Source organism: Cohnella sp. SGD-V74 (assembly GCF_003001675.1).
Taxonomy (GTDB): domain Bacteria; phylum Bacillota; class Bacilli; order Paenibacillales; family Paenibacillaceae; genus Cohnella.
Genome location: NZ_PVYW01000012.1, coordinates 36,135 through 53,638, shown reverse-complemented (window position 1 = coordinate 53,638; position 17,504 = coordinate 36,135). Strand labels below are relative to the sequence as shown.

The window sequence follows — 17,504 nt, the reverse complement described above, 5'->3', positions numbered from 1 at the left end:
TCGCGGAAATCCCCCTCTTCGCAAGTAAGAACGCCTCTTCGCTGCCTTGCGGACGGACAGGCATCCTTCATTTTCCAACGTACCTTATTTCCAAAGGGAATGCAATAATGAAATGCGCCGGCGGAATGCTTGAGCGGCGGGATTATGTCCGGATCTCCACGGTGCCTCCGTCAAGCACGCGAACAGGCTGCCCATCCGCTTCCAACGAGCGAAAATGCTCCATCAACCGCAGCAGCGCGTCATCCTTCTTCTTCGCTTCGATCATGACGTCCAGGGCCGGCGTTGTCCCGGCGATACCATGCAGAAACTCAAGCAGATGCTCCGGCTCGACATAATCGGCGTGACCGCGAGGGTCGGAGGTGCTCTTGGGGCTGGAAACGTGAATTTTCGGCGGGAGCTTAAGGTCGGAATCGGCGCCATGGACGACGTTCCATTCGAGCCGCTCCCACGTCCGCACAATTCTCGGCCACAGCTCCACGGTCGTCTCGCTGCCCCGGTTCACCGCATCGTGATGAATGTCGAGCACCATCGGCACTCCGACTTCCTCGGCGATGGCCAGCGTTTCCTCGGCTGTGAACGTCTTATCGTCGTTTTCCAGCGTAACGCGGTTGGCGATTCTCGGCTCGATGAGACGGAATTGCTCGACGAACCGTTTTCCCGCCGAATCCTTGTCTCCATAGCTGCCGCCGACATGGATATTGTTCAGCGCCCGACCGTCCAGCCCCATCGCTTCGAGCATCCGCACATGATGATCCAGATCGTTGACCGATTTCTCGAACACTTCCTGACGCGGTGTATTCAACACCGTAAAATGATCCGGATGAAAAGATACCCGCATCCCATGCTCGCGCACAAAATCCCCGACCTCCGCGAACGACGCCGTTAGAGCCGGGTACGGATCCCAATCCCGCAAATCCTCGTGTGTGGCCAGCGGAATGAGCTTCGAGGTCATCCGGTACACGTGAACGCCCAAGTATCGGTTATGCTTCAGCAGTCTCAACGTGTTGCGCAAATTTTCCTCGGCAATCTTCTCGAGCCTGCGCAGACCCGCTTCCCGGTCCGCCAGCTTGGAGAAGCTCGCCATCGTCATCGTTCTCGAAGGAGAGGCGTTCTCCAGATGCACGGACATCGCGACATAGCCGAAACGGACGATCATGCTCGTTCACACCCCCGGAAATAGGCTTGAGGGTTCTAGGATTGCTCTCCGAAGAACATTTCATGTGCGAGCGCCGTCTGGACTCTTGCTTCCTCATCCGTCAAACGGCGAACTAGCTCCATCTCCACCTGCGTCACTTCTTCCCCTTGGAAGTTGATCTCGGCGATCGACGCCACTATGCGCACGATGGCCACCGCTTGGTTATCGGGCGTATAGGCGATGACTTTCTGCCCTGTCGGGAACACGCGGAACTGCTTTTTGACCATTTTGCCGCGGCCGTATTCCAACAGTTCGTATAATTCCTGATCGGATTTAAATTTGCACACCGAATTGAACTCCGTTTGAAAACCCATGGCGTTGCCTCCTGACTCGTTAGCGCGTCTGTCTCCGCTTCGCGGCTGCTCTCGCGCTTTTCCTGACATTCATTATACCCTCCGGAAGGGATGCAGGGAAAGGGAACGGCCGAAAAGAGGTGTGCGTTTGCGAGCGTACCGTCAAGCCTTCACATTCGGGTTTCGAGGCCGCGCCGGTTATCCACTTGTGCATAATTCCCGCCGATGCAACTCATCCAACTTTACCCACAAGTAATAGTCGGTTTATTCACAATATTCAGGCATTTCTCCACAGTTAAACCCCAGGTTATCCACTTTTGTTGAAAATAACTCTGCAGTTTCGGTGCGTGCGGCACTTTTTCCACATGTGGATAAGGAGCTGATCAGCTCTCCCTATTATTACGGTTGTTCTATTTTCGGGTGAGCTTACACGGAGATATCCTTCATAACAGACATCGATTATTCGTGACATTTCCTCCCAACTGGATTAAAATGGGGCCATACGCGTGTGAAACACACCGCTCTAGTCCTTCGTGGATTGGGGCGGTTATTTTTTTGACGAGGAGCGGATGGTCGTGAACGATCGATTTGAAACGGAATACAGCGCTTGGCTGGCCAAGCATGTTGGCGAAAGTCGCGGAGAGCGACTGCGCAGACTCAGAACGCGCCATGGCTTTGGAGAGAAGCTGCTCCTTCAGCAAGCCTGGTGGCAAGTCGTCGAAAACCTGGATTTCCTCTATCCGGAGTACGAGATTGTCGCCCCGGACGGCAAGTACTATTATTTGGATTTGCCTATATTCGTTCTCCCAAGCCAACATGCCTCGAAGCCGACAGCTTCGGATCTCATGCTCGCGACGCCGACCGCGATAAGTTCTCACGAGGATTGGATCGGCAGAACGAAGTCGAGCTTGCCAATTGGAACATTTTGCGTTTTTCCATCGATAAGCTGAAGGAGGATCCTCTCTCCGCTCAACAACATATCCGCCGAATGATGGAACAATGGTATGGAGAGGAACGACCAGATTTGCTCGCGCTTCCCCTCTACCAACGGGAAATCGTCCGCCTGGCCGTACGATCCGTTACTCCGATCACGAATGCGATGGCCTGTGAATGCTTGGGCAAGAAACGCACCTTCGTAAGCGAACAGATTGATGAACTGGTAAAGGAAGGTTGGTTGGAGCCCGCCAGCGGCAAGCAGCGGATTAGAAGCTATAAACTAGGTAGTCGAGGGCGCGACTTGTGAGTCCCGGACCAGGCCGGCCCATTAGCGCCGCCCGGCGCGCTTATGCGCCCCTCCCCCACCCACAGCAAAGGCAGCGAACGAGACCGTTCGCTGCCTGCCAGAGCCCATTCCCGCCTTCGAAGCTCACTCTCTGCCTTCGAAATCTGCTACTCTCCGCCGCCGTAGTCGATGGATTGGCGCTCCTCGAAGCGCTCCAGCGCAAGCTGGATCAGCGTGTCGAGCAACTCGCGATAGGAGACGCCCGACTCTTTCCACATCTGCGGGTACATGCTGTAAGGGGTGAAGCCCGGCAGCGTGTTCACCTCGTTGATGAACAGCTTGCCGTCGCTGCGCCGCAGGAAGAAATCGGCGCGGCACAGGCCGGAGCCGTCGATCGAACGGAACGCGCGCAGCGCCATGTCGCGCACCGCGTCCGCCGTCTCCTGCGGAATTTCCGCAGGGATGACCATGATCGATTTGCCGTCGATATATTTCGCCTTATAATCGTAGAATTCGTTCGAGCTGACGATCTCGCCCGGTACCGAAGCCCGCGGGTCGTCGTTGCCGAGCACGCTCACTTCGATCTCGCGCGCGTCGACGAACTCCTCGACGATCACCTTGCGGTCGAACCGCAGCGCTTCCTCGATCGCCGCGACCAACTCCTCGCGATTGCGCGCTTTGGACACGCCCACGCTGGACCCGAGGTTAGCCGGCTTGACGAAGCAAGGGTAGCCGAGCTCCTCGATGTTCGCCAGCACCGCTTCCCGATCCTTGTTCCATTGAAATCGGATCAAATGCCGGTAGCCCACCTGAGGAAGTCCCGCTTGCGCGAACATCGTCTTCATCGCGACCTTGTCCATTCCGACAGAGGAGGCCAGAACGCCCGCGCCTACGTAGGGCAAGCCAGCCATTTCAAACAATCCTTGGATCGTACCGTCCTCGCCGAATGTTCCGTGCAGCAACGGCAGCATCACGTCGATCGCCTTGCCGTCGCTGACCGGCGAACCCTCCGTCAGCACTTTCTCCGACATTCCCTGCAGCACCGGCAGCAATGCAAGCGTTCCGCCCGCATCTCCGCTCCCGGCCGACGCTTCCCCTGCGGGAGTAAATTGCAGCTCCGCCACTGCGGACGGAGGAGCGCTGAGCAGCGGTCCCGATCTCCACTGGCCTTTAGGCGTAATATAAAAAGGAATCAGTTCGTACTTGTCGTAGTCGAACGCCTTCAATACGGCAAGGGCCGTCTGCAGCGACACCTGGTGTTCGCCCGAACGCCCCCCGTACACGAGTCCGACGCGTATTTTGTTCCCCATAGCTTCGAATACCTCCGGCTTATCGGCGTTTGCGCCCTCAGCGAATTCCGCAATCCAAGCGGAAGCCCTGCCTCCCCGCGCAAACCCGGCTTTTCTGTTCGTCAAAATTCATCCGCGATGTGATAAAAATAATAACGGGTTTTATCCGTCCAAGCATACGAATCCTTGTAGTCCCAGTAACGGTGTCGGCTGCTTACCGTGTTCGCGTTCACGAGAGGCATGCCGTCCGGCGTAAACGCGGTGACGATCGTATTGTGGCCGACCCGGCCGTTGCCTTCCCAATCGTAGCAGATGACGTCGCCCAGCTTAAGCTGCTGCGGCTCGTACACGGCTTCCGCTCTGAGCCCGGAGGCGCGCGGAGTCGCCAAATATTGCTGCAATCCGGCCGCGACCGCCCAACTGAAGCTCCACAATTCTTCCTTGCCGGAGTAGCCCTTGTACCACCAGCCCGAAGACCTTCTCCCAGTATAATTCATCGGCGCGCCCCCTGCAAAGAGACACTGGGAGACGTAATTCGTGCAGTTGACCTCGAAATTTTCGTAAGCGGGATTTGGCTCGTTCCACCATCTCTCGGCGTACGCGACCGCTTCTTCCCGCAAATAAGGAACTCCCCGTCCGACGGCTCCGTACCCCCAACCGTCGTCTCCCAGCGCATATGCCCCCGCGTACACCTTCGACTTGAAGCCGTACAGCGCGTTCGGGTTCATGAAAGGCGCGGAAGGAACCGGCGTCCTCTTCTCTCCGTCCCAGGGATCGTGAACTTCGTCCAGTTCCTCCGCCGCCAGCTCTCCCGGTCTTTCTCCGGGCAGCGGCCGTACCGTCTCGAGACGCCATACTCTGCCGACTCGTATAAACCGAAGCCTCTCCCGTTCCACTCGTTCCTCCGACCATACCTGATTCCGCTGCTCCATCAGGCGCACGAGATGGATCGACAGATCGGCGGCGACCTCGCCGCGCGTTGCCTGGTAGCGCTCGATTCTTACCCTCATTTCGCTGCGCGCCGTCCGAATCGCCCATCTCGCGTCTCTGCGCGCTGCCAGCAGCACACGCTCGTTCAGCCGTTCCCGATGCTCCCTGTCCGGAATGTCCCGCAGCTTGCGGGAATCCGTGCTCAGGGCCGCCTCATTGATCGCGTTGACGTATTCGAACAAAGCCTGCTTCCACTCCGTATTCTCGCCGGGCATGGAGATCACCTCCGAATCCGATTTCTCGACAAGCCGTCGTCAGATTGCGCCACTTCATCCTATGCCGGAAAAAATCATTCCATGCCGCCCAGCGCCCCGAACATCGAATTAATCCAGCCCAGCCACATCCCAGTCTCCGACCAAACAAGTCCACGACACTCTCGCGATCAAGCTCATCTTCCATCTTCCGACAGCTTGTTTCGCGGCTCAGTCACGAGGCTCTCCTCGGATGGCCCGAACTCAAATGAGGCATTCTATAGAAGTTCGATTCGGGAACGTCCGGGCATCTCTCTGCGCTCCAGGCACACGACATGCGCATTTGCGGATTCCTCCGTGAAATCGCTTCAAGATGGACTGAAATGACTTTACGGAGCCGCCTCGACAAGGTATACTGGATTCATAGAGTATTTTTGAAATCGCGTTTCATAGAATGAAACTCATTCTCAATTGGAACCGCGATTGCGCGAAAATACGGACTGCCCTACAGATTTCGAATCAAGGAGGTTTCACAGTTGTCTAAAATCCCTTATCAAGTGCAAGCTCAGCTGCAGTCATCCGGCAAATCCTACCGTTACTTCAGCCTTCCGGCCTTGGAAGAGCAAGGCGCAGGCCCGGTCTCCAAGCTTCCGTTCTCCATCAAGGTGCTGCTCGAAGCGGCGGTTCGCCAATTCGACGGCCGCGGCATCACGGAAGAGCACGTCAAGCAACTGGCAACATGGACGGAAGGCCGCGAGGACAAGGAAATTCCTTTTATCCCCGCGCGTATCGTTCTTCAAGACTTCACCGGCGTTCCCGTAGTCGTCGACTTGGCGGCCATGCGCGAAACCGTTAAACAAGCAGGCGGCGATCCGAAGCGCATCAACCCGCTCGTACCGGTCGATCTCGTTATCGACCACTCCGTCATGGTCGACGCTTTCGGAAGCCCGGACGCCCTGCAATACAACATGGACGTCGAGTTCGAGCGCAACGAGGAACGCTACCGCTTCCTTCGCTGGGCGCAAACGGCGTTCGATAACTTCCGCGCCGTTCCTCCGGCGACGGGGATCGTTCACCAAGTCAACCTGGAGTACCTGGCATCCGTTGCCGCTACGAAAACGAAAGACGGCGTAACCGACGTCTATCCGGACTCGCTCGTCGGAACGGACTCCCACACGACGATGATCAACGGTCTCGGCATCGTGGGCTGGGGCGTCGGCGGCATCGAGGCGGAAGCCGGCATGCTCGGCCAGCCGCTCTACTTCGTTATGCCTGAAGTCGTCGGCTTCAAGCTGACCGGCAAACTCGCGGAAGGCGCAACGGCGACCGACCTTGCCCTTACCGTTACCCAGATTCTTCGTAAAAAAGGCGTTGTCGGCAAGTTCGTCGAGTTCTTCGGCTCCGGCTTGTCCAACATCAGCCTCGCGGACCGCGCGACGGTCGCGAACATGGCTCCGGAATACGGCGCTACGATCGGCTTCTTCCCGGTAGACAGCGAGACTCTGAACTACCTGAGACTGACCGGACGCGAAGAAGATCAAATCGCGCTCGTCGAAAGCTACTACAAAGCGCAAGGCATGTTCCGCACAGACGACACGCCGGATCCGGTCTTCACTGAAGTGCTGGAGCTCGACCTGTCCACGATCGTGCCGAGCTTGGCCGGACCTAAGCGTCCGCAAGACCGCGTAGAGCTGACGGCGATGAAGCAATCGTTCAACGAGAGCATCCGCACGCCGATCGAGAAAGGCGGCTTCGGCCTGTCCGACGCTCAGATCGAGCAGAAAGCGGCCGTCAACCACCCGAACGGCAAGAAGAGCGAGCTCAGCACGGGCGCCGTCGTCATTGCGGCCATTACGAGCTGTACGAACACATCCAACCCGAGCGTTATGATCGGCGCGGGCCTCGTCGCCAAGAAAGCCGTCGAGCGCGGCTTGACGAAGCCTGAATACGTCAAGAGCTCCCTTACTCCGGGCTCCCTTGTCGTTACCGAATACTTGACCAACGCCGGACTGCTGCCTTACCTCGAGAAGCTGGGCTTCTACGTCGCAGGCTACGGCTGCGCGACCTGTATCGGCAACTCCGGCCCGCTGCCGGACGAAGTCAGCGCCGCGATCGCCGACAACGACTTGACCGTTGCCGCCGTTCTATCCGGCAACCGTAACTTCGAAGGACGCGTTCACGCGCAAGTCAAAGCGAACTATCTGGCTTCTCCTCCGCTCGTCGTCGCTTACGCGCTGGCAGGCAACGTCAACGTCGACTTGACGAAGGAGCCGATCGGCTACGACAACGACAACAAGCCGGTGTACCTGAAAGACATCTGGCCGACGAACGAGGAAATCCAGCAGGCGGTTGCCGCTTCGCTCAACCCGGATATGTTCCGCGCTAAATACAAGAACGTATTTACGCAGAACGAGCAATGGAACCAAATCCCGGTTCCTCAAGGCGAACTGTACGAGTGGGACGAGAAATCCACTTATATCGCCAACCCGCCGTTCTTCAAGGACCTCGCTCCGGAAGCCGGCGACATTCAAGACGTCAAAGCCGCTCGCGTCATGGCGCTGATGGGCGATTCCGTTACGACGGACCACATCTCTCCGGCGGGCAACATCAAAGCCGACAGCCCTGCGGGCAAATACTTGCTCGAGCACGGCGTAGAGCGCAAAGACTTCAACTCGTACGGCTCCCGCCGCGGTCATCACGAAGTGATGATGAGAGGCACGTTCGCCAACATCCGCATCCGGAACCAAGTCGCTCCGGGCACGGAAGGCGGCGTTACGACTTACCTGCCTACGGACGAAGTGATGTCCATCTATGACGCTTCGATGAAGTATCAGGACAGCGGCACGAACCTGATCGTCATCGCAGGCAAAGAGTACGGCACCGGAAGCTCCCGCGACTGGGCGGCCAAAGGCACGTTCCTGCTCGGCGTCAAAGCCGTCATCGCCGAAAGCTTCGAGCGGATTCACCGCTCCAACCTCGTCGGCATGGGCGTTCTTCCGCTGCAGTTCCCTGCGGGCCAAAGCTGGAAATCGCTCGGCATCACCGGCCGCGAGACGTTCGACATCTCCGGCCTGTCCAACGACGTAACTCCGGGCCAGACGGTTAGCGTCACCGCGACTCGCGAAGACGGAACGACTTTCGTGTTCGACGTCATCGTGCGTCTGGATTCGATGGTCGACGTCGACTACTACCGCAACAGCGGCATTCTTCAAACGGTGCTGCGCCAGATGATGGCTCAATAAGCTTCATAGAAATGGATAAGAGGTGCGGGGAGACAATCCCTGCACCTCTTTTTTGCCGTTAAACGTACACGTTGATTTCACGGATCGACCACCAGTTTGAAGCTGTTCCCGTCTGTACCACCTTGATGTAACGCGCGTTCTGGACGGCGAATTGCGAAGTTACGACGGGACCCGAACCGCTTCCGCTCGCTACGGCTCCGGACCAGTTGACGCCGTCGTTCGAGACGTACACTTCGTATCCGCGCGCGTAGTCGTCGTTGCTGCCGGTGGAGTCCATTACGATTTTGCTGAAGCTTCGAGCGGCAGCCATATCGATAACGATCTCCTGACCCGGCGCCATCGCCGTGCCCGTGCTCCATCTTGTCGCCATGCTTCCGTCCAGCAGATTGGCCGCGACGTCTCCGCTTGAAGGATTCGATGACGCCGTCCAGCCTGCACGGTTGATGAGCGTCGTTCCGCTTGGAGGCGGCGTGCCTCCCCCTCCGAACACGTTCAGCTCGCGGGCGGACCACCAATTCGATGCCGTTCCCGTCTGTACGAGACGAACATAACGAGCGCTCCGTTCCGCGAACGCAATCGTCAGCTCCGGACCTGTTCCTGTACCGGAAGCTACCGCAGTGCCCCAATTAACGCCGTCCGTAGAGACATACAGCTCGTAGCCCCGGGCATAGTCGTCATTGCTGCCGGTCGCATCGAGGACAACCTTGGAAATCGGATGGACCGCTTGCATATCGACCGTCAGCGTCTGCCCCGGCTGCATCGCCGTGCCGGTGGTCCACCGGGTAGCCATGCTTCCGTCCAACAGATTGGCAGCCGCCTCCCCGCTCGACGGAGAAGAGACAGCCGTCCAACCGGTACGGTCAAAAGCGGTCGCCGTACCTCCGCCGCCCGTGCCGTTGCCTACGAATTCGGTCAACGTCTGGCGCATCGCTTCCGCCGGCGAATTGGCGGTTACCGCGCCTCCAAGGTTATTAATGATATGGGTAATTTCGCTGCCGATCGTACCTGACAGCCAGATCGTCGTCGCATGATGAATCTTGATGCCCGGCAGGTTAGGCACCTCGATCGCGCTGTTCAGCTTCACGGGCGCATCGCGGAAGTACGAGTAGATGCCGAGACCCCATGCCTCGTGATTCGTGACCGTGTCCGCCACCTTGTAGGAAGCGTACCCGTTCACCGTTCCGCCGTGGCTCATCCAGCCCTGCTGGTTCGGAACGTCGTACGGAATTTCCGACTGGTAGAAATACAAGCGTCCGTTGTTGCCGTTCCATATCGTCTGGTACTCGTTATGATGCTCGTTAAACAAACCGTACAGCGTCACGTTGTTGCCGTTCACGACAAGACCGTTCTTGGACACGTTCGTCGTCCATGCGGCTCCGGCCCCATGATCGGCCCGCCACAGCCAGAAGTGATCTCCAATCGTATCGTTGCTGTTGATCTCGACGCCGACATCGTTCCGGCCGGCAATGGCGCCGCCGGTCCGAACCGTAATGTCGTGCAGGGAAACCGGGTTGGCCGCGCGCGATACGGCGCTGCCCGCTGTGCCGACCTTGAGCAGCACCGGCGAATTGACAGGCCCGGCGTCGATCGTCAGGCCGGCAAGCTTCACCCCGTCGACGTCGGCGACTTGAATCGCGGCGGTGCCTTGATCCGGAACGAGCGTCGGCATGCCGATTCCCAGAACGACCGTATTCGGATTGTTGATCTGGATCGCCTCGCTCAGATGGTAAATCCCCGGCGTGAACAGCACGTGTTTCCCTTGTGCCAGCGCGGCGTTGATCGTCGCCGCGGTCGATTGATCCGAGCGGGCGATATAGAACTGGTCGATCGGCAGCGACTGACCCGGCGTCGCGCCCGAGGCCCAGCTGACGCCTTGCGTATTCGTCGTCAACGCGGGCACGAATACGCGGTAGGCTCCGGCATTGTCCACATAGAGGTAGGGCTTCTCGCGCATAATCGGCGTCCTCTCCACGACCGTGTACGGCGGATCGGGGAAGTCGCCTGTCGGGGCGTTCACGCTGCCGACGAACACCATATTCCAGACTCCGTTCGTCCAGTTGCCCCATTGGCTGTTGCGGGAGAACCACTGCTGCTGCGAGGCCGGTACGATCGCTCCGTCGACGATGGAGTCGGCCAGGAAGCCGCCGCTGGCCCAGCCTGCGTTCCAGTTGTCGTCGAAGTCGAACAGATGCAGCTCTCCTTGCACGTGCAGCCGGCGCAGAGGCGCGGCCTGCGAGACCGCGATCTGCGTCGTTCCGCTGGACGGTGTGATCGTCAAGTTCTCGATGCTCCGCCAGAAGTTGCGGGTCGCGTTGCCGTTGTCCCAGTCTGCGTTCACGTTAAGGCCGCCGGTGATGTTCACGTCGCCCGGATTTTGCCCGAGACCTGCCACTGCCGTATAATAGCCGACATTAAAGTTCACGTTGTAGGAACCCGGCTTGAACAAAAACGCGTACCGATCGCTGGAAAACTCGTTCGACTCCAGCGAGGCGAACGCCGCTCCCGTAACGTTCTGAATATCGGCGGCGGACATGGACGGGTCGAACACATACACGTTTGGACCGAAAATCGTATTATTGGCCGCAGAAGGCGGCAGAGCGGCGCCGGCCTGCGGCGCAGGAGCCGCGATCAGTCCGGCCGCGATAGCCGCGATCGAGAGCAGAGCGGTTGCTTTGTTCATTTTGGGAAATTTCAAATCATTAACCTCCTCACGAATGGTAGTATTGCGAAAAAAGGGGTTTTACAGAATTCACGGACAACTATTTTATCGCCGCTTCCGTTGCACTCACCTCCCATTTCCGAGCCTGTGTCGCAGGTACGTCCCTCGCACTCCTCCTCCCTTGTTTGGCTCCGTTGCGTTGGGGCCATTTCTTGCTCCGAACGCCAACACCAAACTGGAATCGCTTACATTAATGATCATAGAAGATTTTCCGCCTCCGACGTTATGGAATGATTTAGGATATTTTGTTTGTTTTTTATAGAATGCTGACTGCAAGGCGGGTTTAATCGCAAGTTCTCTTCGACAGATGACCAATTTCGACATGTCTCTCCGCTCCTGGGCAATCGCCCACGGGACTGCTCCCCAACGACTCCATTTTTTCGGCAGGCAATCGGGCTTTTGTTTCCCGCGTCCCACATAAGGTATAATAGGATCACATGAAAGATTACGGAGGCGAATCCGGTTTGGACACCTACAAGCAACCCTCTTGGCTACGAAAATACCGGACTGCCCTCATCTTACTGGCCGTCCTTTTTTTGTTGTTCTATGCGTACATTAAGCCTTGGCCCTACATGCTGTACGGTCCCGGATCCGCGGAGCCCGTGCATCCCCGGGTCGAGACCGGCCACGAGCTCGAGGAGAAAGGCGCGCTTCTGTTCACGACCGTCTCCACCTACTCGAACCCGAACATTTTCTCGATTCTGTACGCCAGATTCAACCCTCGCATGGAAGTCAAGTCCGAGGATACGGCTACCGGAGGCGCCACCAACCTGACCGCTTATCGCAACCTGCTCTCCTACATGCGGGACAGCTCCGAAGCGAACGCGTTGTTGGCCGCTTACACCACGATGGGCAAACCGATCGACGTCCAGCCGCAGGGAGTCATCGTCGTTACGCTGCTGCCGGAATCCAAAGCGAGAGAGCATGGCCTGCAGGAAGGCGATATCATCACGAAGGTGGACGACCAAGACGTTCCTTCCGCGAAGGAGCTTTCCGACTACTTAACGGGGAAAAAATCCGGAGACGAGGTCAAAGTATCGGGCACGAGAGGCAAAGAGAAATTCGAAACGACCGTGCCGCTGATTACGATGGCGCCGGACAACCGCACCGGCATCGGCTTCAGGAACGAGACGGTGCTTAAGGTCACTGCCCCCGATCCGGTCAAATTCGACTTCGCGGATACCGGCGGTCCTTCCGCCGGCCTTATGATGACGCTGGAGATTATCGCCCAACTGACCGGAGAGGATTTGACCCGAGGATACAGAATCGCGGGCACGGGGACGATCAGCGCGGACGGAACGGTCGGCCTGATCGGAGGCATCAACTATAAGCTGATGGCGGCGGACAGGGAGAATGCCGATTATTTCCTCGTCCCCTACAGCGAGCAGAACGAGTCCAACTGGACGCTCGCCCAGGAGACTGTCGACAAGCTGAAGCTGAAGCCGAAGCTCGTCAAAGTCTCTACGCTGCAAGAAGCGGTGGAATTCCTGAAGAAGCTGGAACCGAAACCCGATGAACCCGACGGGAAGTTAAAAGAAAAGGGGTAACGTATGAGAAGCTGGCAAAAATGGTTTCTGATCGCAGCCTTGACCCTGTTCGCGTTCGCCGGAGTCCCGCAGACTCCTTATGCAGCGGCGGCGGACGGCAACGCCTCCTTCGCGCCTGCGAGCCTGAACGAGCTGAAGGACGGCACGAGGCTGTACGAGCGGATATGGCCGTTCGTGGCGGACAATCTGGAGCTGAGCGACGAAGAGGCGGAAGCCGTCACGGCCGAGAATGTCTACGAAGTAGACTTGGGCAATTATCCCAAAGGCTATACGAGGCAATTTATTTCTTTCATCTACAATTACGAATGGATCGAGCTCGTACTGGTGGCCACGAACGAGGATGCCACGAAAATCGTGCTGCTGGACCGCGCCGCAAGCAGCGAGACCGGCGACATGTTCCTGAACACCGCCAAGCTGGATTTCTCCACGGAAGACAACCGACTTTACGTCTGGACCCAGATGCCGTTCCGGGCCTTCGAATCCATAGTGGAGCTGGAATGGGCCGGCGACCGGTTCTACGTCGTCAGCCACGAATACGACGATCCGACCGCAAACTACTACATGGAGAAGGCCGACCTGCTGAAAGCGAAGGACCTGGACGGACTGATCGAACTCGCTTCGCTCGACTATCCCATGTATCCGGGAGCGTACGAAGAGAGCTATACGCTGGCCGCTCCGACGCTTAAGTTGGCCCATCAGAAAGCTCTGCAAGCGCATAAGGCCAAAGATAACAAAAAGGCGGCAGCCTATCTCGAATACGGCCTTGAGCAATACAGCGAAGCCTTCGGCACATGGGATTATGCGGAAGGCAAGCTGATTAAAGAAGATATCGTCGGCTTTGCGGACGCCTTCGACGCCGACTTCCGGCTAACCTTGGGCGCTTACGTCGGCATTCTGAACGATTACGGCTACTTCCTGTCCTTGACCGGGCAAAACAAGAAAGCGAAGCCGGTGCTGGCCAACGTCGTCAAGCTCGTCCCTTCCCGCACCGTCGCCTATCTCAATCTGGCCGACGTCGAATGGGCGCTCGGACAGCGATCCGCCGCCAAATCCCACTACAAGATTTACTGGAACCAGCTCGGCTCCAAGGCCTCCTCCGTCGCCCCCAAGCGGGTTCAGGAGCGCATCAACAGCAAATAAGTCGGAGGCAGAGAGGTCAGAGCGCAACATCGATTAACCCGTGACAGGGTAATTTCATGATCGTATGAGGCAAGCGCTTCGCTCTCCAGGAGATACATACCCCTATTCTGTCTCAATAATACACTTGTCCGGCTTACTGATTTCCCATGATGTATAACTTAATTACCCCAGCATCGTCCCCATGCGATGCGCCGATTCGACGATGGCGGGAGCGAACTCGTGCATCCGATCCGGCGTCAGCCGGTTCGAAGGCCCCGAGACGGACAGCGCCGCGACAAGCTTCCCGGACCGGTTAAAGATCGGAGCGGCCACCGCCGCTGCGCCCGGCTCGCGCTCTTCGAAGCTGGTTGCGTAACCGGCGGCGAGAATATCGTCCAACTGCTTCGCGAACGTCTCTCGCTCGAGCTGGGCGGGCCAAGCGGGGTCCGTCAGCACCGCGCTTCTCACGCCGGGATCGGCGAAGGCGAGCAGCACCTTGCTCGATGCTCCCACGGACAGCGGAAGCCGCGCGCCTACCGTCGCGACTCTGCGAATCGCCTGCATGCTCTGCACCGCCTGTATTCTGACCCGCTCCGTCCTATCCCGGACGTAGAGGCTGATCGTCTCGTTAAGCTGATCCCTCAGTCGCTCCATCTCGGGAAGCAGCATGACGGAAGGATCGTCCGACCGCGACAAGTGCGCGGACAATTCGAGAATGCTGAGCCCCAGACGGTACTTCTCCGTCGAAGGATCGCGCGTAACGAAGCCTCTATCCTCCAGAGTCGCGAGCAGCCGATGGATCGTGCTCTTGTGCAGGCCAACCTTGCCCGCAATTTCGGTAAGTCCCCACTCATGGCCCGAGGCGAAACAAAGCAGCACATCCAGCGCTCTCTCCACGGCACGAACCGTCTTTTTCTCCTCTTCCATGCCAGTGTCCCTCCTAATCCGTTTCACTCTATGAAACCCTGTTACATCCACTATAACTCAAACTTGCATTTCCGTAAATATTGGAAGCGCTTTATTACAATTTGATTACGTCTCATTTACAACTCTCCGTTACGCATTGACGCTGAATGCCGCTTTTTCTACGATTAAAATTAGAAGAATCTCAGAACGTGCAAAGCGAGGCGATCCCCATGACCTCATTGTCGACGACACTTCCTTACGCGGGATCGGATACGGTTATCTCCACTCCCGTCTCCTCCTATCCTCACTCGGCCTCATTCAAGCTGAGCCGCATTGCGCTTAATCTATTCGTTGCACTCTCCTGCCTGATGGCGGGATTGTTCGTCGCTTTCCATGCTTATGCCGCGTATCTTTTCTCTTATCCTCCGATCGCATCGATCGGATCGAACCCGATGCTTGCCAAAAACCTTGCCTATTCCGACGTCGTCTTCGCGAGCGCGGACGGCGCTTCCCAGGTCGAGGGCTGGTGGATTCCCGCCGGCGACAGCCGCAAGACGGTCGTGCTGAGCCACGGGTACGGAACGAACCGTGAGGAGCCGTGGGTTCCGATGTACGATCTGGCGGGCTTCCTCAACGGCTTGCAGTATAACGTCCTGATGTTCGACTACGGCTATGCCAACCCGCTTAATCCGTCTCCCGCGACCGGCGGGATCTCCGAATCCCAGCAGCTGAGGGGCGCGCTGCAGTATGCCCGTTCGCAAGGCAGCGACGAGCTGATCGTCTGGGGCTTCTCGATGGGAGCCGGCACGGCGCTTCAGGCGGCCCTGCAATCCGAGCCGGTCGACGCGATGATTCTGGACAGCACCTTCCTGCCCGACGAGAACACCATCTACGCGAACATTAATCATTATATCCATCTCCCGCAATATCCGACGATTTCTCTGCTTCGCCTGTTCCTGCCCCTGATGGGGGGAGTTGCGCTGGACGACGTGCCCGCCGCCGAAGCGCAAGCGACGGATTATGCTTTTCCGATCTTCCTGATCCACGGCACGGCCGACGACAAAGCCCCGTTCTCCATCGCGGAGAACGTCGCCCAAGCGCAGACGAACGATCTGTCCCGGCTATGGATCGTTCCCGGAGCGATACATGAAATGATCTACCGCACGCACACGGAAGAATACGTCGCCCGAACGGCCGCGTTTTTGGAAAGCGTTCGCAAGCAAGCATGATTCCGACGCCTCCCGCATACGTTTGTACGAAGCTTGCTTCGGATACAAGCGAATAGGGGAGGCTGACGAATCATGCCCATCATCCGATCCGAATACGGTTTAATCGATCCGCTCCGGCTTACGGAGGAGATCACGATCTGGAAAGCCCGCGAGCGGGAGAACGCTGCGTCCATCCGCTCCGCCCTGCCCGGGCTGGAGCCCGTCTACGTAAGCTGGCTCGGCGAATGGGAGAACGTCTTCGATCAAACCCGGGAATACGCGCAGCGGCTGAACAAGCAGCTCGCCGAACCGGCGGAAGACGCCGAGGACGCCGAGAACGATCGCAATGCGCTTAGCCCCGAACTGCTCGGGGAAGCGTTAAAGCAATCCAAGGAATTCGGCCGCCAATTGCTGCTGCTTCGCCAGCATAGCGAAGCCGTCGGGAACGCGCAGCCTTCGCATTCCGTGTTCGCCTTTTTGGAGCGGCAGCTCGACTTCGGCGAAGAAGGGCTGAACCAGCTGCGATTGTCCGGCGCGCTGAATGCGGACGAAGTCCGCCTGGCCCCCGCCGCTTCCGCGTCGCAAGCTCCTGCCTCGGTCTCGCCGCCTGCCGCTGCCGAACCATCCGTTCCATCCGTGCCGATCGGAGGACATACCCTCCCTCCGCTCCCGTACGCCTACAACGCCTTGGAGCCCTACATCGACGAGAAGACGATGCGCATTCACCATGACAAGCACCACCTCAGCTACGTCGAAGGCTTAAACGCGGCGGAGAAAAAGCTGGAGGAGGCGCGCCGAACCGGCAACTTCGATCTGGTGAAGCATTGGGAGAGAGAGCTTGCTTTTAACGGCGCAGGACATTACCTGCATACGCTGTTCTGGAACGTCATGTCCCCCCGGGGCGGAGGCAAGCCGACCGGAGCGCTGCTCGACGAGATCAACCGCAGCTTCGGCAGCTACGACGCGTTTAAGAAGCAATTCTCGGAAGCGGCCGGCAAGGTCGAAGGAGGCGGCTGGGCCATTCTCGTATGGAGCCCTCGCAGCCGCAGGCTCGAAATCCTGACCGCCGAGAAGCATCAGAACCTGTCCCAATGGGACGTCATTCCGTTGCTTCCGCTCGACGTCTGGGAACACGCCTATTATCTCAAGCATCAGAACGACCGCGCCGCTTACGTCAAAGACTGGTGGAACGTCGTCAACTGGCCTTACGTCGCGGAGCGGTTCGCCGTGGCCCACACGGTCAATTGGGCTCCCTATTGAAGAGCTGACAGTTGTACGCAAACGAAGGGCTATCCCCCTAAGTCAGGCAACTCGGGTGATCGAGATGCTTGATAGGTTACGGGACAGCCCTTCGTCGATTACATCAGCTTGCTTACGATCCAGTTGCCCGCGTACATGCCGATTCCCGCGATCACGTTAATCCACCCGAGCGTCCTTGCGAATTTTTTTTCGCGCTTCTGCTTTGTTTTCTGATACATGACGACCTCCCAACGGAGGAGGAACGCCCCCGTGATCAAGCACAACGGGACAATATATCCGAGCGATCCTGTATAACCGCCGCTTCTCATCTTCCGCTTCCCTCC

At 58.0% G+C, this 17,504-nt stretch carries 13 protein-coding genes; 6 read left to right on the top strand and 7 right to left on the bottom strand.

Features of this window, described 5'->3' with window-relative positions; translation table 11 throughout:
* Positions 1 to 142 precede the first annotated feature (142 nt).
* Together uvsE and B0G52_RS18550 are read right to left on the bottom strand one after the other, a co-directional pair.
* Positions 143 to 1,156: a UV DNA damage repair endonuclease UvsE gene (uvsE, locus tag B0G52_RS18555; protein ID WP_094046877.1), complete on the bottom strand. Its 1,014-nt coding sequence runs from the start codon at positions 1,154 to 1,156 to the stop codon at positions 143 to 145.
* Positions 1,157 to 1,191: 35 nt separating this feature from the next.
* Positions 1,192 to 1,509: a hypothetical protein gene (locus B0G52_RS18550; protein WP_094046876.1), complete on the bottom strand. Its 318-nt coding sequence runs from the start codon at positions 1,507 to 1,509 to the stop codon at positions 1,192 to 1,194.
* Positions 1,510 to 2,063: 554 nt separating this feature from the next.
* Between B0G52_RS18550 and B0G52_RS18545 the strand changes: the two genes are divergently transcribed.
* Complete coding sequence (locus B0G52_RS18545) at positions 2,064 to 2,438, top strand: hypothetical protein (protein WP_143762590.1); 375 nt, start codon at positions 2,064 to 2,066, stop codon at positions 2,436 to 2,438.
* Positions 2,439 to 2,877: 439 nt separating this feature from the next.
* On the opposite strand, the gene B0G52_RS18535 is transcribed toward B0G52_RS18545, so the two are convergent.
* Together B0G52_RS18535 and B0G52_RS18530 are read right to left on the bottom strand one after the other, a co-directional pair.
* Positions 2,878 to 4,020, bottom strand: a complete 1,143-nt coding sequence (locus B0G52_RS18535) for a D-alanine--D-alanine ligase (RefSeq protein WP_094047034.1) — start codon at positions 4,018 to 4,020, stop codon at positions 2,878 to 2,880.
* A 101-nt stretch (positions 4,021 to 4,121) separates the two neighbouring features.
* Positions 4,122 to 5,204, bottom strand: a complete 1,083-nt coding sequence (locus tag B0G52_RS18530; protein ID WP_094046873.1) for an amidase domain-containing protein — start codon at positions 5,202 to 5,204, stop codon at positions 4,122 to 4,124.
* 512 nt (positions 5,205 to 5,716) lie between these two features.
* Here B0G52_RS18530 and acnA point away from each other — a divergent pair.
* Complete coding sequence (gene acnA / locus B0G52_RS18525; RefSeq protein ID WP_094046872.1) at positions 5,717 to 8,422, top strand: aconitate hydratase AcnA; 2,706 nt, start codon at positions 5,717 to 5,719, stop codon at positions 8,420 to 8,422.
* Positions 8,423 to 8,480: 58 nt separating this feature from the next.
* On the opposite strand, the gene B0G52_RS18520 is transcribed toward acnA, so the two are convergent.
* Positions 8,481 to 11,117, bottom strand: coding sequence for a discoidin domain-containing protein (locus tag B0G52_RS18520; protein WP_369827085.1), 2,637 nt, complete (start codon positions 11,115 to 11,117; stop codon positions 8,481 to 8,483).
* Positions 11,118 to 11,578: 461 nt separating this feature from the next.
* Between B0G52_RS18520 and B0G52_RS18515 the strand changes: the two genes are divergently transcribed.
* Complete coding sequence (locus tag B0G52_RS18515; protein WP_094046871.1) at positions 11,579 to 12,688, top strand: YlbL family protein; 1,110 nt, start codon at positions 11,579 to 11,581, stop codon at positions 12,686 to 12,688.
* A gap of 3 nt (positions 12,689 to 12,691) precedes the next feature.
* Entirely contained in the window at positions 12,692 to 13,828 is a 1,137-nt protein-coding gene (locus tag B0G52_RS18510; RefSeq protein ID WP_094046870.1) for a tetratricopeptide repeat protein, read from the top strand.
* A 162-nt stretch (positions 13,829 to 13,990) separates the two neighbouring features.
* On the opposite strand, the gene B0G52_RS18505 is transcribed toward B0G52_RS18510, so the two are convergent.
* Entirely contained in the window at positions 13,991 to 14,734 is a 744-nt protein-coding gene (locus B0G52_RS18505) for an IclR family transcriptional regulator (RefSeq protein ID WP_094046869.1), read from the bottom strand.
* 209 nt (positions 14,735 to 14,943) lie between these two features.
* Here B0G52_RS18505 and B0G52_RS18500 point away from each other — a divergent pair, with 209 nt between their 5' ends.
* Positions 14,944 to 15,942 carry an alpha/beta hydrolase gene (locus B0G52_RS18500; protein ID WP_233162794.1) on the top strand — a complete coding sequence of 333 codons (999 nt, stop codon included), beginning with the start codon at positions 14,944 to 14,946 and terminating at the stop codon, positions 15,940 to 15,942.
* A gap of 72 nt (positions 15,943 to 16,014) precedes the next feature.
* Positions 16,015 to 17,181, top strand: a complete 1,167-nt coding sequence (locus B0G52_RS18495) for a superoxide dismutase (RefSeq protein ID WP_094046868.1) — start codon at positions 16,015 to 16,017, stop codon at positions 17,179 to 17,181.
* A 98-nt stretch (positions 17,182 to 17,279) separates the two neighbouring features.
* Here B0G52_RS18495 and B0G52_RS36650 read toward each other — a convergent pair whose 3' ends face one another.
* Positions 17,280 to 17,489: a CLC_0170 family protein gene (locus B0G52_RS36650; protein WP_094046867.1), complete on the bottom strand. Its 210-nt coding sequence runs from the start codon at positions 17,487 to 17,489 to the stop codon at positions 17,280 to 17,282.
* Between the last annotated feature and the right edge of the window lie 15 nt (positions 17,490 to 17,504).

Bases quoted from the DNA above. Each gene is read 5' to 3' on its own strand.
- uvsE (WP_094046877.1), bottom strand. From the start codon at position 1,156: ATGATCGTCCGTTTCGGCTATGTCGCGATGTCCGTGCATCTGGAGAAC.
- B0G52_RS18550 (WP_094046876.1), bottom strand. From the start codon at position 1,509: ATGGGTTTTCAAACGGAGTTCAATTCGGTGTGCAAATTTAAATCCGAT.
- B0G52_RS18535 (WP_094047034.1), bottom strand. From the start codon at position 4,020: ATGGGGAACAAAATACGCGTCGGACTCGTGTACGGGGGGCGTTCGGGC.
- B0G52_RS18530 (WP_094046873.1), bottom strand. From the start codon at position 5,204: ATGCCCGGCGAGAATACGGAGTGGAAGCAGGCTTTGTTCGAATACGTC.
- B0G52_RS18515 (WP_094046871.1), top strand. From the start codon at position 11,579: ATGAAAGATTACGGAGGCGAATCCGGTTTGGACACCTACAAGCAACCC.
- B0G52_RS18510 (WP_094046870.1), top strand. From the start codon at position 12,692: ATGAGAAGCTGGCAAAAATGGTTTCTGATCGCAGCCTTGACCCTGTTC.
- B0G52_RS18505 (WP_094046869.1), bottom strand. From the start codon at position 14,734: ATGGAAGAGGAGAAAAAGACGGTTCGTGCCGTGGAGAGAGCGCTGGAT.
- B0G52_RS18500 (WP_233162794.1), top strand. From the start codon at position 14,944: ATGACCTCATTGTCGACGACACTTCCTTACGCGGGATCGGATACGGTT.
- B0G52_RS18495 (WP_094046868.1), top strand. From the start codon at position 16,015: ATGCCCATCATCCGATCCGAATACGGTTTAATCGATCCGCTCCGGCTT.
- B0G52_RS36650 (WP_094046867.1), bottom strand. From the start codon at position 17,489: ATGAGAAGCGGCGGTTATACAGGATCGCTCGGATATATTGTCCCGTTG.